This window comes from Pseudomonas sp. SWRI51, from assembly GCF_014268825.1.
Lineage (GTDB): Bacteria > Pseudomonadota > Gammaproteobacteria > Pseudomonadales > Pseudomonadaceae > Aquipseudomonas > Aquipseudomonas farsensis.
The window spans coordinates 1-16,382 of the sequence record NZ_JABWRG010000108.1 but is presented as its reverse complement, the minus strand read 5'-3'; the positions used below and the strand labels follow the sequence as shown (position 1 = coordinate 16,382).

At 62.3% G+C, this 16,382-nt stretch carries 12 protein-coding genes; 10 read left to right on the top strand and 2 right to left on the bottom strand.

The window, feature by feature from the left end:
• Positions 1-386: 386 nt before the first annotated feature.
• The gene (ilvA, locus tag HU720_RS21380) at positions 387-1,949 is read left to right on the top strand and encodes a threonine ammonia-lyase, biosynthetic (protein ID WP_186522576.1); all 1,563 of its coding nucleotides are present in this window, start codon (positions 387-389) and stop codon (positions 1,947-1,949) included.
• Positions 1,950-2,076: 127 nt separating this feature from the next.
• Positions 2,077-3,225 carry an L-threonine dehydrogenase gene (gene yiaY, locus HU720_RS21375; RefSeq protein WP_186522574.1) on the top strand — a complete coding sequence of 383 codons (1,149 nt, stop codon included), beginning with the start codon at positions 2,077-2,079 and terminating at the stop codon, positions 3,223-3,225.
• 193 nt (positions 3,226-3,418) lie between these two features.
• Here the strand turns inward: yiaY and HU720_RS21370 are convergent, their stop codons facing one another.
• The gene (locus tag HU720_RS21370) at positions 3,419-4,612 is read right to left on the bottom strand and encodes a hypothetical protein (RefSeq protein WP_186522573.1); all 1,194 of its coding nucleotides are present in this window, start codon (positions 4,610-4,612) and stop codon (positions 3,419-3,421) included.
• A gap of 92 nt (positions 4,613-4,704) precedes the next feature.
• Positions 4,705-6,324, bottom strand: coding sequence for an NADP-dependent glyceraldehyde-3-phosphate dehydrogenase (locus tag HU720_RS21365; RefSeq protein ID WP_186522572.1), 1,620 nt, complete (start codon positions 6,322-6,324; stop codon positions 4,705-4,707).
• A gap of 138 nt (positions 6,325-6,462) precedes the next feature.
• On the opposite strand from HU720_RS21365, the gene HU720_RS21360 reads away from it, so the two are divergent.
• The 8 genes from HU720_RS21360 (at position 6,463) to HU720_RS21325 (ending at position 16,057) form a co-directional block, all read left to right on the top strand.
• Complete coding sequence (locus HU720_RS21360) at positions 6,463-8,706, top strand: EAL domain-containing protein (protein ID WP_238337759.1); 2,244 nt, start codon at positions 6,463-6,465, stop codon at positions 8,704-8,706.
• A gap of 214 nt (positions 8,707-8,920) precedes the next feature.
• Positions 8,921-10,075 carry a hypothetical protein gene (locus tag HU720_RS21355; protein WP_186522571.1) on the top strand — a complete coding sequence of 385 codons (1,155 nt, stop codon included), beginning with the start codon at positions 8,921-8,923 and terminating at the stop codon, positions 10,073-10,075.
• Between the two features lie 24 nt (positions 10,076-10,099).
• Complete coding sequence (locus HU720_RS21350; RefSeq protein WP_186522570.1) at positions 10,100-11,221, top strand: glycosyltransferase 61 family protein; 1,122 nt, start codon at positions 10,100-10,102, stop codon at positions 11,219-11,221.
• A 350-nt stretch (positions 11,222-11,571) separates the two neighbouring features.
• Positions 11,572-11,748, top strand: a complete 177-nt coding sequence (locus HU720_RS21345; RefSeq protein WP_186522569.1) for a hypothetical protein — start codon at positions 11,572-11,574, stop codon at positions 11,746-11,748.
• Between the two features lie 203 nt (positions 11,749-11,951).
• Positions 11,952-12,509 (top strand): polysaccharide biosynthesis/export family protein, encoded by a 558-nt coding sequence (locus HU720_RS21340; protein ID WP_186522568.1) that lies wholly within the window; start codon positions 11,952-11,954, stop codon positions 12,507-12,509.
• A gap of 28 nt (positions 12,510-12,537) precedes the next feature.
• Complete coding sequence (locus HU720_RS21335; RefSeq protein WP_186522567.1) at positions 12,538-13,653, top strand: hypothetical protein; 1,116 nt, start codon at positions 12,538-12,540, stop codon at positions 13,651-13,653.
• Positions 13,654-13,673: 20 nt separating this feature from the next.
• Positions 13,674-15,239 (top strand): lipopolysaccharide biosynthesis protein, encoded by a 1,566-nt coding sequence (locus HU720_RS21330; protein ID WP_186522566.1) that lies wholly within the window; start codon positions 13,674-13,676, stop codon positions 15,237-15,239.
• An 11-nt stretch (positions 15,240-15,250) separates the two neighbouring features.
• Positions 15,251-16,057 (top strand): CpsD/CapB family tyrosine-protein kinase, encoded by an 807-nt coding sequence (locus HU720_RS21325; protein WP_186522565.1) that lies wholly within the window; start codon positions 15,251-15,253, stop codon positions 16,055-16,057.
• Positions 16,058-16,382 lie beyond the last annotated feature (325 nt).

Sequence of the window (16,382 nt, the reverse complement as noted above, 5' to 3'; positions counted from 1 at the left end):
AGCAGCCCCTTGGGTTTTCAGGGCTGCTGCGCAGCCCAACGCGGGACAAGCCCGCTCGCCACAACTGTCTATCATTTTCCATAGGATTGGGTCCAACCAGCAATGTTGCGGTTGCGCATGGCCTCTGTGGAAGATTCTATGGCGACAGCCTGCGATGAGGCCGGTGCAGAGGTAGCGCCCGATCCGGCAAAAAGCCTGTTGACGTGCATTGAGTGCACGGGATAAGTTCCTTGCCCATGAATACCTTCCCGCACACCTACGCCGCCAACATTATTATTACCGCCATTATCGGATTGGCGGGCTAGCGCGTACGTGCACCGAACCCGCCCTGGAGGCGGGTTTTTTCTCTCTGACTCCTGGGCAAATCACAAAACCAGGAGTCATTGATGACCAGCTTCAGCGTCAGCCCACGCAGCGCCGTAACCCCCCAGCAACTGTTGAGCGAACAGGTGCGCCGTATTCTCTCGGCGCCGGTGTACGACCTGGCCATCGAGACCCCATTGCAAGCCGCCCCGGCGTTGTCTGCGGCGCTGGGCAACGCGGTACTGCTCAAACGCGAAGACCTGCAGCCGACCTTCTCGTTCAAGATCCGCGGCGCCTATACCCGCCTGTCACGCCTCACCCAAGCCCAGCGCGAGCGCGGCGTCATCACCGCCTCTGCCGGCAACCACGCCCAAGGCGTGGCACTGGCCGCCGCGCATCTGGGCATCCGCGCCACCATTGTCATGCCAACCACCACCCCGTCGCTCAAGGTCGAGGGCGTGCGTTCGCGTGGCGGCAACGTGGTATTGCACGGCGAAAGCTTCCCCCATGCACTGGCCCACGCATTGACCCTGGCCGACCGCGATGGCGCGACCTTCGTGCCGCCATTCGACGACCCGGACGTGATCTCCGGCCAAGGTACCGTGGCCATGGAAATCCTGCGCCAGCACCCAGGCCCGCTGCACGCCATCTTCGTACCGGTAGGCGGCGGTGGGTTGATCGCCGGGATTGCCGCCTACGTAAAATACCTGCGCCCTGAGGTCAAGGTGATCGGCGTCGAGCCTGAAGACTCCAACTGCCTGCAGGCCGCCATGGCCGCGGGCGAGCGGGTAATCCTGCCGCAAGTGGGCACCTTCGCCGACGGCGTGGCAGTGGCGCAGATCGGCGCGCATTGCTTCGAGCTGTGCCGGCATTTCGTTGACGAGGTGGTCACCGTGAGCAGCGACGAGCTGTGTGCGGCGATCAAGGACATCTATGACGACACCCGGTCGATCACCGAGCCGTCCGGTGCACTGGCGGTGGCCGGCATCAAGAAGTACGTCGCCCGCGAAGGTTTGCAGAGCCAGGCGCTGGTGGCTATCGATTCGGGCGCCAACGTCAACTTCGACCGCTTGCGGCATGTAGCAGAGCGCGCCGAACTGGGCGAGCAGCGCGAGGCGATCATTGCCGTGACCATCCCCGAGCAGCCGGGCAGTTTCCGCGCCTTTTGCCAGGCACTGGGCAAGCGTCAGATCACCGAATTCAACTACCGCTATTACCCTGGCAAAGAGGCGCGGCTGTTTGTCGGCGTCCAGACCCACCCACTGCACGACCCGCGCGAAGCACTGCTGGCAAGCCTTGGCGAGCAGGGTTACCAGGTACTCGACCTGACCGACAACGAACTGGCCAAGCTGCACGTGCGTCATACCGTGGGCGGGCATGCCGCGCCGGGGGCAGGCGAGCGTGTACTGCGCTTTGAATTCCCCGAGCGTCCGGGGGCGCTGCTTGGCTTTCTCGAGCGCCTTGGCAAGCGTTGGAATATCAGCCTGTTCCACTACCGCAACCATGGCGCTGCCGAGGCGCGGGTGTTCGCCGCCCTGGAGGTCCCGGAGGACGAGCAGCCAGGGCTGCCGCAGGCGCTGGAGGCCATGGGTTATCGCTATTGGGACGAGACGAATAACCCGGCTTACCGCCTGTTCCTGGGTTGAAACCCGCGCAAGGCAACCCGACGAAGGGAGGGGGTGCAGCCTGGCAATGATTTGCGCTGGATCAATATTTGCCCGGCATTTCCGGCTGATCCTCGACGGCATAACCAAAACCTGAGAGGACCCGCCCATGAGCAGCACGTTCTTCATCCCCGCCGTCAATATCATGGGCATCGATTGCCTGAACGAGGCAATGGACGCCATCGCCGGCTACGGCCTGCGCAAGGCGCTGATCGTGACCGACCAAGGCTTGGCCAAGGCAGGGGTTGCCGAGCGCATTGCCGGCCTGCTGGCCGAGCGCGATATCAATTCGGTGGTGTTCGACGGCGCCAAGCCCAACCCCAGCATCGCCAACGTGGAAGATGGCCTGGCAGTGCTCAAGCGTGAGCACTGTGACTGCGTGATTTCGCTGGGCGGTGGCTCGCCCCATGACTGTGCCAAAGGCATCGCCCTGTGCGCCACCAATGGCGGGCATATCCGTGACTACGAGGGTGTCGACCGTTCCGCCAAGCCACAGTTGCCGCTGATCGCCATCAACACTACCGCCGGCACCGCCAGCGAGATGACCCGTTTCTGCATCATCACCGATGAAGCGCGCCACGTGAAAATGGCCATCGTCGACCGCAACGTCACGCCACTGCTGTCGGTCAACGACCCGGCGCTGATGGCGGGCATGCCCAAGTCGCTGACGGCGGCCACTGGCATGGATGCGCTGACCCATGCCATCGAGGCTTACGTGTCCACTGCGGCCACCCCGATCACCGACGCCTGTGCGCTCAAGGCTATTACCCTGATCAGCGAAAACCTGCGCCAGGCCGTAGACGACGGCAAGGATCTGCAGGCGCGGGAGAACATGGCCTATGCGCAGTTCCTCGCCGGCATGGCCTTCAACAATGCGTCGCTGGGTTATGTGCACGCCATGGCGCACCAGTTGGGCGGCTATTACGACCTGCCGCACGGGGTGTGCAACGCGGTGCTGTTGCCGCACGTACAGCGCTTCAACGCCAAAGTCAGCGCCGCGCGCCTGCGCGATGTGGCCAAGGCGATGGGGGTGAAGGTATGTGGGCTGGAAGCGGAGCAGGGCGCCAGTGCTGCAATTTCGGCCATCGAGCAGTTGGCGGTGGCGGTAGGTATTCCGGCTGGGTTGGCGGAGCTGGGTGCCAAGGTTGAAGACGTGCCGGTGCTGGCCACTAACGCCTTGAAAGATGCCTGCGGTCTGACCAACCCACGGGTTGCCAGCCAAGCGGAAATTGAAGCGATTTTCAAGGCTGCCTTCTAAAACCGAGCCGAGTCCCACTACCGTGACTGGCTCGGTCCCTTTGTAGGAGCGGCCTTGCGCCGCGAAGGGCTGCGCAGCAGCCCCATCAATTTTGCATGAGGCCGCGATTCTGGGGCTGCTCCGCAGCCCTTTCGCGACACAAGGCCGCTCCTACAAAGGTGCGTGTCATTTACTGTCTCACAAGCCGAATAGTTCACCGCTCGCGCATGAAAAACCCAGCTACATACTTGCGAAACGTCTCCAGGCTCTTGAAATCGGCATAGCGCTTGAAGTTATCGGTTTCAGGCTCTGGCCCGATCGGTTGCTCCAGCAGCGAAACCGACAGCACCCGGTCACCATCCGAAGTCAGTACCAGCTCATCCATCACCTGCCCGCCGATCACCGGCCGGCGCATCAACACCTTCACGCCTTTGCCCGCCATCCAGTCGATCAGCGACACCAGCGCCTTGAGTGGCTCGCGTTCTTCATCGCGGTACACCGGGAACAGGTGCGCGCGCGACAGCACCGGCACGCTGGCGACGTGAATCAGCTCATAGAACTGGCTGCCAGCTGTGGCTGGCGAATACAACGCCAGGACCAGCAGCGGCCCAACCGTGCGGTTGCCACCCCAGTACTGATGGTGGCCCTGGAAGTCAAAGCCGTCCTCGCTGCGCGTGGTGATCACCTTGCGCCCCTTGACCTGCTCGACGCAGTCCAGCAACAAACCATGGCGTCGGTGGTTGGCAAACACCGTGGCCTCGCGCAGGCGTGCCTTGAGCATCATCATGTGCTTCATGTCGAGGCGGGTTTGCAGGTAGTTGCTGGCCGGCACTCGCTCCACCAGCGGGTAGCGCCCTGCCACCCCGCGCAATTCGGCAAATTGCCCGGTGAGGTCTTTTTTCAGGTGGGTGGCATAGACGTTGAGCCCGCTGGCTTCGATCCAGGTCAGCAGCAGCGACAGCAGGCGTTGCTGATCGCGGCGCTCGCCAGGTTCACGCGGGGTGCTGGACGCATCCGCCTCGCCGGCGGGCCGATAGTCGCCGATCAGTCGCAGCGGGGCATCGGGCGCGAGCCACGCGGCCGGTTGGGTGGTTTCGTTGCTGCGCTCGGCGGCTTCGCGCTCGTCCTTGCTGAACGGGCAGCCGGGGGCGTGTTCTGGCGTGTCGGGGTTGTTGCGCAGGAACAATGTGCCGGTGCTGCCGTTCAGGGAGATGTTCAGTACCGGCAAGGCATCCTTGCGGCAATCGCACGCCAGCCACTGGTTGGCGCCGCGGACTTTCATCAACCACTGGTTCGCCTGCAGCAGGCGCGGGCCGGAAAGCGTGGCGCTGGCAAAGCCCACCAGCAGCTCTTCTTCGGCAGGGGTGAGGCTGCGCACCTGGGCGCCGGATTTTTCGATGATACGCATTGAGAAGCAGCTCCAAGCTACGAGTCACAAGCTTCAAGCAAAGCGCTGAGGGTTTCAACCAGGCGTTCGGTTGGCGAACGCCTGGCTGGGGCTTAGAAGATGTAGTCAGTGGTCAGGAAGCTGGACTGGCGGTTGCGAATGATTTCGCTGATCAGGGTTTTGTTGGCTTCCTGGAACTTGGTGGCGACCAGCGTACGAATGGAGAACACCCGCAGGGCGTCGTGCACCGACAGCGTACCTTCGGCACTGTTCTTGCGGCCGTTGAACGGGTAGGTGTCCGGGCCACGTTGGCACTGGGCGTTGATATTGATACGCCCGACCTGGTTGGCGAATGTATCAACCAGCGCGCCGATGGTGGCCGGGTCGTTGCCGAACAGGCTCAGTTGCTGGCCAAAGTCCGAGTCGAGCACATAGTCGATGACGGTTTCCAGGTCGCGGTAGGGCACCACCGGCACCACCGGGCCGAACTGCTCTTCGTGGTACACGCGCATCTGGGGGCTGACCGGGTACAAGAGCGCGGGGTAGAAGAACGACCCACGGCTTTGCCCGCCGCCCTCGTTGATCACCTTTGCGCCTTTGGCGGTGGCGTCGGCCACCAGGCCGTTCAGGTAGTCCAGTTTGCCCGCCTCAGGCAGTGGCGTCAGGGCTACGTCGGCCTCCCACGGCATGCCGGGCTTGAGCGCTGCCAGCTTGCGCTGGAATTTTTCCAGAAACGGCTCGACCACATCTTCGTGCACGAACAGGATCTTCAGCGCCGTGCAACGCTGGCCATTGAACGACAGCGCGCCGGTGACCGCTTCTTCGACGGCGTTGTCCAGGTCGACCTGAGGCAGCACGATGCCGGGGTTCTTGGCATCCAGGCCCAAGGCTGCGCGCAGCCTGTGCGGGCGCGGGTGGAGTTTTTTCAGGTCTGCGGCGGCCTTGTGGGTGCCGATGAAGGCAAATACATCGACCTTGCCACTGGCCATCAGCGCGCTGACGGTCTCGCGGCCACGGCCATAGATGACGTTGATGACCCCAGCCGGGAAGCTGTCGCGGAACGCTTCGAGCAGCGGACGGATCAGCAGCACACCGAACTTGGCCGGCTTGAACACCACGGTATTGCCCATGATCAAGGCCGGGATCAGCGTGGTGAAGGTTTCGTTGAGCGGGTAGTTGTAAGGCCCCATGCACAACGCCACGCCCAGCGGTGCGCGACGGATCTGGCCGAGGGTGCCTTGCTCCAGTTCGAAACGGCTGGAGCGTCGGTCCAGGTCTTTCAGGGCGTTGATAGTGTCGACGATGTAGTCACAGGTGCGGTCGAACTCCTTTTCGGAGTCCTTGAGGTTCTTGCCGATTTCCCACATCAACAGCTTGACCACCGCGCTACGCTGTTCGCGCATGCGTGCCAAAAATGCCTCGACGTGCTGGATGCGCTCGGCTACGCGCATGTTGGGCCAGGCGCCCCGGCCTTTGTCGTAGGCTTGCACGGCAGCGTCCAGGGCTTGCAGTGCGGTGTCGGCATCCAGCAGCGGGGCGCTGCCCAGAATCACCTGTCGCTCGCCCTCGGCGTCCTGTAGCCACACCGGGCTGCGCACCGTCGCCAACGGGCCGTCCCAGCGCCTGAGTTCACCGGCCACCAGGTAATCGCGTTGCTCCAGCGGCTCGCCCAGGCGCCAGGCCTCGGGTATGTCCGCAGGGGCGGGAAACAGCGTGTCGAGCAGACGATCCATGGTTACTGCACCTCTTGTATTTGGCCGGGTGAAGCGATTCAGCTACGAGCATGCGCCAGCCATTGGAAAAACACCAGTCTGGCTCAACATTGCCGCCAGCGCGCCGATAGAGTGTGAATCGCCCCCGATTTCAGGCTTATGACCCGCAGCAGATTCCCCGCCGTTTCTCCCTCAGGGCGCGCTTCGAACGCAGCGCGCCGGGCCCTCAGCCGTGTATTGCCGGTAGGCTTTGCCGTGGTCGGCATTGGCCTGTCGATGGCCCTCGGGCATCTGGATACCCAGCGCGAGCAAAGTGAAGAGGTCGCCAACCTGGCGGCGCGGCTGTCCGGGGTGCGGGGGGCGCTTGAAGTGCAACTGCGCGCAGCGTTCGCCGAGGCTGAAGGCATCGCCCAGTTGATCAGCGCGGATGGCGCTATCAGTACGCCGCACTTCCAGGCTATGGCCCGCGATGCGTTGAAATCACTGCCTTACATGAAGCACATCGTGCTGGCGCCCGCCGATGTCGTGCGCGATGTCTACCCGCTGCCGGGCAACGAGTCGATCATCGGCATGGACTATCGCAACCTGCCGCGGCAGTTTCCGCTGCTGCAGACGGCGCGCGAGCGCGGCCAGGCGGTGCTGGCCGGGCCATTGCAGCTGGAGCAGGGCGGCCGTGCGCTGATCTATCGGCGCCCGGTGTTCATCGACGGCAAGCGCGGGGTGAAGTTTTACTGGGGCAACGTCTCGATAGTGGCCGACATCGACAGCCTGTTGCAGTCTGCCGGCCTGCGCCCCGGTTCGGGCCTGGAGCTTGCCGTACGCGGCAGCGACGGCAAGGGCGCGGCAGGTGAGCTGATCTGGGGCAATGCGCGGCTGTTCGACGACCCGCAGGTGAGCCTGAGCGTGGCGGTGCCCGGCGGTGTCTGGCAAATGGTGGCCGTGCCCTACGGCGGCTGGTCGAACCTGAGCCTGTTCAGCTCGCCGCTGTTTCTGTTTGCCTTGTGCTGCACCGGGCTGTTCAGCCTGTTCGTTGCCCAGCTCAACCGCAAGCAACGCCAACTGGAGCTGCGCAACCTGGAGCTGCGCCAGTCCCAGGCGCAGTTGGAGCGCCTGGCCCACTACGACACCATCACCGGTCTGCCCAACCGCGTGTTGTTCCAGCGGCAGCTCAACCAGGCCATCGAGCGTGGCCATGGGCTGGCAGTGCTGATGTTGGATATAGACGGTTTCAAGCAGGTCAATGACAGCCTTGGCCACCCCATGGGCGATCTGTTGCTGCAAAAAGCGACTGCCCGGTTTCTGCAGGAGCTCGATACCCAGGACCGCGTGTGCCGTCTGGGCGGGGACGAGTTCGTGTTCATGCTGCAGGGCGCCCAAGGCCAGGTCAGTCACCAGATGCGGGCTTTGCTGCGTTGTCTGCAACGGCCGTTCGACCTCAATGGCAATGCCAGCCTTGTGACGGGCAGCATTGGCCTGGCCTGGTCTCCGCAGCACGGCGAGGACGCCGCCAGCCTGCTGCGCCACGCCGACATTGCCATGTACGCGGCCAAAGAGAGTGGGCGCAACGCCTGGCGGCCATATCACCCCGAGATGACGGCGCGCCTGAACCAGCGTCTGGAGCTTGAACGCAACCTGCGCCGGGCCCTCGAATACAACGAGTTCGAGCTGTGGTATCAGCCAAAGCTGGACCTGTTCAGTGGCCGCCTGGAAGGCGTCGAGGCGCTGCTGCGCTGGCGCGACCCGGAGCATGGGTTGGTCTCCCCGGGCGAGTTCATCCCGTTGGCCGAACGTACCGGGCTGATAATCCCGTTGGGCGAGCGGGTGCTTGAGCTGGCCTGCGCGCAGCTCGCCGAGTGGCGCGCCAATGACGCCTTGCCCGGCACCTTGGCAATCAACGTGGCCGCGCTGCAGATCGAGCGCAGCGACTATGTCACCAGCCTTGCCTGTGCCCTTGAAGCACATGGGCTGCCGGCGAGCCTGCTGGAGGTGGAAATTACCGAAAGCCTGTTGATGGAAAGCCAGCAGCAGGCGTGCGCGGTGCTTGCCCAGTTACAGGCCATGGGCGTGGCCACGGCGGTGGACGACTTCGGCACCGGCTATTCCTCGCTTGCCTACCTGCGCGCCTTGCCCATCGACCACCTGAAGATCGACCGTGCGTTCATCAAGGACCTGCCCGATGACGACGACGCCGTGGCCATCGCCCGGGCGATCATCGACCTGGGCCATGCCTTGGGCTACCGGATCACCGCCGAGGGCATCGAAACCCAGGCGCAGTACGACTTTCTGCGCAATGCCGGTTGCGACCAGGGCCAAGGTTATCTGCTCGCCCGGCCCATGCCGGCAGACGCGCTGCGCGTCTGGTTGCAACAGAATCACGCGCAGCGCCGCCCGGCAGCGGAGTAGGGCGCGGGCGGCGGAAGGCTGGCGTCATGAAATATTCTGCAATGATATCACTTGGCCGCTTGCCAGCTGGCGGTCCGGCATCTTTACTTATTTTCAGTCATACCCACCGTGGCAGCCGTTTAATTCAGTGATATCAAGGTGTTAAACGACCCCAAGGCCCGGTCCGGGCTTGGCGGCAGCGCCCTGATGCACGGCACAGCAAAGGGACGAAAATATGAAAGCAATGCTGGGCAGTGCTGCGCGCACGCTTGTTTCCCCTTCACTGCGCTACGAATTGCGAACTGTTGCAAATTCGTTACGCGACGCGCTGGGTCGCGCTTGTCTATGGCGCTGGGAAATGGCGCGTTTTCGCCTGAAACCCGACAGCCCCTACGAAATTCTTTACCTGGGCCGCAAGCAGCAGCGCGCCATGGCCAAGCTGCTGATCGGGGGCAAGGACCGCCAGAGCGAGCCCGAATTTGCCACCGACCCCAACCCCGATGCAGCCCGGCAGGTGGTGATGATCAGCGAAGTGCCCACCGCCGGTTCTTTGTCGGTGCCGCATTATCTGAGCGCCGTGGTGCCGCTGGGGCGCCCGCTTGAAGACATCACCGCGCGCTACGACAGCGAGCTGAGGCGCAGTATCCGCAAGCACAGGCCGCTGTATCAGATGCGCCAAACCACTGACGATGCCGAAATCGCCATGGCCGACCGCGAGCTGTTGCGCCCCTACGCCACAGCGCGCCAGGGTATCCATGCGGCGCAGTTTCCCACCGATGATGTGTTCCGCCTGGCCAAGGGCGTCGGTCGCCTGGACCTGATCACAATGGGCGATGAAGTAGTGGCCTGCCATTTGGGCTGCGAGATTACCCGCGGCGGCAAGCGTTACTGGAGCACCTTGCGTTTTGGCTACTGCGAGGCGGTGTTCTCGGATGCCAAGAAACTGCGCGAGGTCAACTCCATCACCACCTTCATGGCTTTGGAATGGGCGCTGCAGAACGGCTACGACTACTACGATATCGGGCTGTGCCTGGCGCGGCCTGATGACGGCTTGCTGAAATGGAAGCGCCGACGGGGCGGCGACATCGATGGGCTGAACAACCATGCCTATCTGTTCGTGCGCCTGCCCAAGGCCGGGCGGGCGAGCTTTCTCTGGGATACGCCATTATTTGCAGTCGAAGGCAACAAGCTGACCCTGCACCTGGGCATCCCGCCGGGGCCTACCGAAGAAGAGGTCGCCAGCCGCTATCAGGAAATGGTATTCGGCGGCCTGCACAAAATCTACGTATATGGCAGCGAAGGCCATGGCGAGCACCTGCTCGATACCTTGCGCAGCCGCTACGCCGGGTTTGCCTCGCCCCCGGTGCTTGAGCGCGTGTTGTCCAGCTGAACGGTTTGACCCGGAGGGCATTGCATGGGAACTGATATCTCAAGGCCGGAGCACCCGGCGCTGGCGCGTCGGCATGCCTGGTCACTGGCTGCTTACCGGCACATGCTCAGGAAGCGCCTGACCGGACAACCGGCGGCCGACCTCAAGAGCATCGCCGACAAACGCTGGGATATCGCGCCCGGCGAAATCACCGTGTCGCCCCCAGCGATCTATCTGCCAGGCCAGATGGAGCGGGTGACCGGCTGGGAGGGCCAGCGTTTCTACCCCTACGTGCATCCCGGCCCCACCATGGCGGGTGGCCTGAGCATCGAGCAAGGCCCTACCCGTGGCTACCTGATCAAGAACGTGTGGTTGATCGATGGCGCGTTGTACAAAGGCAATGCCAGCCATTGGCTGACCCTCAAGCCGCAGCGCTTTGCGCCCGTGCTGGTCGAAAACGAAATCGAGCGTGGGGCCATCTACTGCACCCAGAACGGCAACTCCTGGTTCGGCACCTGGTTGATGGAAGACTGCGTGACTTACGCACTGGCGTGCGATGAGGGCGTGCCGGTAACGACGGCACCTTCTGCACGCTACCCGCTGTTTACTCAAGCCCCGCCGTACGAAGACTGGCTGGGCATGAACCCGCTGCGCCTGCGCACTGCGTTCTTTCATCAGCTGGTGCTTTTCGATGATGTGAGCCACAACCGCAGCCGGCACCAGCGCTACCGAGCCATGGGCGACAAGTTGCTGACTCACGTCGAGCATGCCCCACACCCGGGGGTGTTCATCCTGCGTGGCCACGAAGGCGATTTACGCCTGCTGCGCAATGAGCTTGAGTTGGCCGAGCACATGCGCGTCACATGGGGCTTTCGTGTCATCAACCCACTCAGGCTGGATGTGCCGACCATCATTGCGGCCTGCGCAGGCGCGAGGGTAGTTATGGGCGTGGAGGGCAGCCAGTTGGTACATGGGGTGAACGTTTTGCAACCGGGTGGAACCGTATTCACCTTGCAACCGCCGAACCGCTTTATCAGTTATTACAAATACATGACCGACCGTGATGGGCAGCACTTTGCATTTGTGGTCGGCACCCCTGTTGGCGATGGCTTTACCATCGATATAAACGAAGTTGAGCGCACAATGGACTTGCTGCCGAAGCACTGACGCCGATAGCAGCAATAGCTGTTTACATTCTCATTGCTGAAACAGTTGGCGGGATCGAAATTGACGCCCCAGATTTTTCCCGGGGCGTTTTCGTTTTTGATATTTGCGCGGCGATGGCCGCATATTCACGGTTTTTGCCGACTTTTTAGTTTATCGGTGATGGCTTTTCGATATGCAGTTTTCTGCTGGCGGTATTTTGACTGTGGGGGCCTTGGGCGATTGATTTTTATCATGGTGTCGGAACGTTGACGTAGTGTCACTCTGCCCATAAGCTCGAATTACCAGCCAAGCAGTTGCGCGCTGAAACCCGCCCAGACACTGTTGTTTATCCTCTTTCTCAGGAGGGGATCATGCGCTCGACACTCTTTATCAAGTCGATATTCCTGCTGGTGCTCATGAGCGGCGCCGCACGCGCTGCCGACTCCTATATCAGCCAGGCAAACGTCATTCCATTGGCTACCGCAGGCTGGTTGTTCGGCTTCGCCGTCATTGGTTTCGTCGCCGTGGCAAACCGCAGCAAAGTCTAGAGGCAGACGATTGCCGGCCAGCTTGTCAATTGGCCAACCGTTGCTATATTCCAGTTGCCAGCGAGCTTGCAGTAACAGCCCGTGGCAGCGGGCTTCAAGGAAGTTCGAGGCCAGCGCAGCCACTGATGCTGCGACCGGAGCGAGAAGTTGTGTGCAGTTCTCATTCAGTGCTCTTTGCATGCCGACCTGGCAGGAGGGACCCCATGGTGCGTTCAATCTTCGCTGTACTGTGCGTACTGATGGCGTGGTCCAACGCCAGCCTTGCCGCCGACCCTTCATCCCCTTATTTGCTGAGCCCTGGTGACCGTGTGCTTATCTCGGTCTGGCAGGAAGATTCGCTGCGTCAGGAAACCACCGTGCTGCCCGACGGCAGCATCACCTTCCCCTTGGCTGGGCGCGTTGATGTGGCGGGCCTGGATGTCACAGCCGTGGCAAAAAAAGTCACTGCCGGGCTCAAGCCTTACATTGCCGAACCCAATGTCAGTGTGGTGGTGACCGGCACCGCCGGTAACCTTGTGTACGTGCAAGGCAAGGTGGTCAAGCCGGGCCCGGTGCCCATGGCCGGGCCGACTGCGGTGCTGCAGGCGCTGAGCATGTCGGGCGGTCTGGACAAGTTCGCTGACGAAGCCGCCATCAAGGTGGTACGCGGTAATGGCCGCGCGCAGCGCATACTGCCAGTGCGCTATAAAGACTTGGTGTCCGGCCGTGACATGTCCACCAACTTCCAGCTTCAGGCAGGCGATACGCTGATCGTGCCCTGAGCCCACCGTACTTGAATAAGATCGCACTGTGCCTATTTTCAGAACAACATGTATTGCGACGGCGGCACTGATGTTGCCGTTCCCTGGCCTGGTTCAGGCCGCTATCTGGCAGTCCTCGGTAGTGGTACCCACAACAGTGGAGTACGACAGCAACCCGTTGCTGCTGACCTCAGACGAGAAGGGTGTGATGCGTACACTCATCGAGCCCAACTACAACCTGGTCGGCACCTTCGGCGCGGATCAACTGACCCTCGGGCTTGGTGTGCATGTGTTGCATTCCTCCGACCCCTCGGTGCAGGCCAACCGCGAAGACCCGGACCTGAACCTTGGCTGGCGGCGCGAAACCGAAACCGGCCATTTCGGCCTGCGTGCCCAATACCTCGAAAGCTCGACGCTGTCCGGTACGGTTCTGGACACCGGGGTGGTGACCACCGATGGCACGCAGAAAATGACCCTGCTTTCCGGCGATTTCAGCCGGGCGCTGAGTGCTCGCACCACGCTGGATAACGAAACCCGTTATTCGCACGCCACCTATGACATCAATTCCTTGACCGGTTACGACGAGCTGGCAAACACCTCGACCCTGACCTACGCCTTGAGCGAGCGCACCGATGTGTTCGCCGGGCTGCGCCTGCGCCGCTACGAGCCCGACCAGACCGACACCGCTGTGGCGTCCAACAGCTACACGCCAAGCGTTGGGGTCAAGTACCAGATCACCGACACCCTGACCGGTCGCGCCCATATTGGTGTAAACCAGGTATCAGGCTCTGAAGGCGGACGGCGCGGGGAGGGCGGGGTGCTGCTCGATTACCGCGGCACCCGCAGCGATGCCAGCCTGAGCGCCGAGCGCACCACCGTGGCCAGCGCCGAAGGCGGTTTCGCCCAGCTCGACCTCATCCATGGCATGTGGAGCTACGCGCTCGATGAACTGACCCGTGTGGGCCTGGATGCGCAGTGGCAGGACAGCAAAGGCCAGACTCCGAACACCCTGCAGACCTACAGCGTATGGGCCAGCCGCGAGTTGTCGCCGTACTGGGACCTGCGCCTGGCGCTGCTTTACAAGGAGCGCCAGCAATCCGGCGCGCCGGATGCTGCTGCAACCATCGTTGGTTTGACCCTGACCTACAGGTTCCCTGACCTCTGACCATCAGCCTGGTGATCGCCATGAAATCTGAATACGAGCTTTCCCTCAAAGATTACATCGCGATCGTCAAGGATCGGGCTGTGTTGCTGGGCGTCAGCATGGCGGTGATCCTGGTGGGCACGGTGGCTGTGGCGCTGAGCGTACCGCCGGTGTACCAATCCACCGGCACCATTCTGGTGGAATCCCAGCAAATCTCGCCTGACTTGGTCGGTACCGCCAACCCAAGCGTTGCCGATGAGCGCATCGAGGTGATCCGCCAGCGCGTCATGACCCGCGACAACCTGCTGCGCATCATCGACAAGTACCAGTTGTTCACCGACAGCAGCCGCGCCCTCAGCGAGCAGGACAAGATCGACTTGATGCGCACCACCATTGGCGTCAATACCCTGAGTACCTTCGTCAAGGGCCGCGGCGAGACCACGGTGGCGTTCAACGTGTCGTTCGACCACAAGCGCCCGGAGGTCGCCAAAGAAGTGGCCAACGAGCTGGTGACGCTGTTTCTCAACGAGAACATGAAGCAGCGCACCGAGCGCGCCACCGAAACGACCGAGTTCCTCACCCAGGAAGCCGACAAGCTGGGGGCGGAGCTGGCAGTGCTGGAAAACCAGCTAGCCGACTACAAACAGGCCAACGCCAATGCCCTGCCAGAAAACCAGACCCTGCGCATGAACATGCTGTCGCGCACGGAGCTTGAGTTCCGTGAAGTCGACCGCGACTACAAGAATGCCCAGGAAGAGCAGCGTTACCTGCAACTTGAGCTGTCGGCCGCCAACGCAGGCCTTGCCACCCGCACCGACGGTAGCCGCACAACGCCCGCCGACCAGCCCCAGGACCTGGGCAGCCTCAAGGCCGAATACGCCCGGCTGTTGACTCGCTATACCGAAGCGCACCCCGACGTGGTGGCGGTCAAACGCAAGATCGAGGCGCTGCAAGCCAGCGGCAAGGGTGCTGGCAGCGTATCAGGCGTCAACATCGACGTGGCGCGAGCACAGGCCAAGATCGCGGCCTCTCAGGCCAACCTGGCCTCGCTTGCCCAGCAGAAACGCGACCTGGGCAAGAAAATGGAAAGCATCGAGGCAGAAATCCTCGCTGCGCCCCAGGTGGAGCGTGGTCTGGTGACGTTGCTGCGCGACCACGACAACGCGCGCAAGAAGTACGAAGAAATTCGCGCCAAAGAGATGGGCGCGAAGATCAGCGAAAGCCTGGAGCAGGAAAACAAAGCCGATCGCTTCGTGCTGCTGGAGCCACCGCGCCTGCCAGAAAAACCGGTCAAGCCCAACCGCAAGAAGATCGTCGCGCTGGGTGTGGTGCTGGCCCCGGCAATTGGTGGTGCGTTGGTGATGTTGATGGAAATGCTCAACCAGCGCGTGCGTGGCCCTGGTGCGCTTGAGAGCGTGCTGGGCAAGCGGGTGCTGGTCTCGGTGCCGTTCATTGCGACCCAGGCGGAGCTCGCCCGGCGCCGGCAGTGGCGGGTGGCGGTGGTTATCGCAGGGGTGGTGGGGGTCGCGTTGATGCTGCTACTCATCCATCTGTTCTACATGCCCCTGGATCTTCTGCTATTTAAGACTATGGCTTGGTTTGAATAGGGAAAGCAGTGATGGACAGGATTACGCCGGCAGTTGGCAAGAACATCCACCCCGTTTCGCCAGGCACTGCGGACACCCCCCAGCCTGCACCGTTGCTCGACCAGCCTGACGCCTTGGGCCCGTTCGACTATGTGCAGACCAAAGTGGTGCCGCTCAATGCCGAGCACCTTGAGCGGCAGCGCATCGTCGCCCATAACAAGAACTCGAACATGAACTGGGCCTTCGACCTGTTGCGCACCCAGGTGCTGCAGGCCATGGAGGAAAACGGCTGGCGCACGCTGGCTATCACATCGCCCACACCTGAAGCGGGCAAGACGGTGCTGGCGGTCAACCTGGCCATGAGCATCGCCCACCACACTGACAAGACTGCCCTGTTGGTGGACTTCGACCTGCGCCGTCCGCGTGTGGGCAAGGCCCTGGGCTTGCCGATGGACAAGGCGCTGAATGAGTTCATCAGTGGCAAGGCGGGGCTTGAGGACGTGCTGGTCAACCCGTCGTTGCCGCGTTTTGTGGTGCTGCCGACCCGCGAACCTATCCCGCTTTCGACCGAGACGCTGTCGTCGGCCAAGGTCAACAAGCTGATCGGCGATTTGCGCGACCGCTACGAATCGCGCATCTGCATTTTCGACCTGCCGCCGCTGTTGAGCTCGGATGATGCGCTGACCGTGCTGCCCAAGTTCGATTGTGTGCTGTTGGTGGTTGCCAATGGCAGTAACAGCAAAAAGGATATTGAAGATTGCCTGCGCCATCTGGGGCAGTCGAACCTGGTGGGCGCGGTGTTGAACAAGGCCGAGGTGGAGCCGCGTACGTATTATTGAGGCAAGCTTGTGAGCGGCATTGTTTTCTCAGGCGCAGCGTTGCTCTGCGTTGAAACGCAGCGGGAGTGACTGTCTGCATGGGAGCTTCTCTGGTTTTGTGCAATCCTGTCCTGGCCTCATCGCAGGCTGTCGCCAGCTCCCACAGGGTTCCGGGCCTGGCCTCGATAGTGGCTGTGCGCGGTCGCTGTGGGAAATTCTATGGTTTTGTACAAACCTGTTCCCGCCAGACATATCTTCTTGTGGCGAGCTCCTTTGTGGCGAGCGGGCTTGTCCCGCGTTGGGCTGCGCAGCAGCCCTGAAAGCCCCAGGGGCTGCTGCGCAGCCC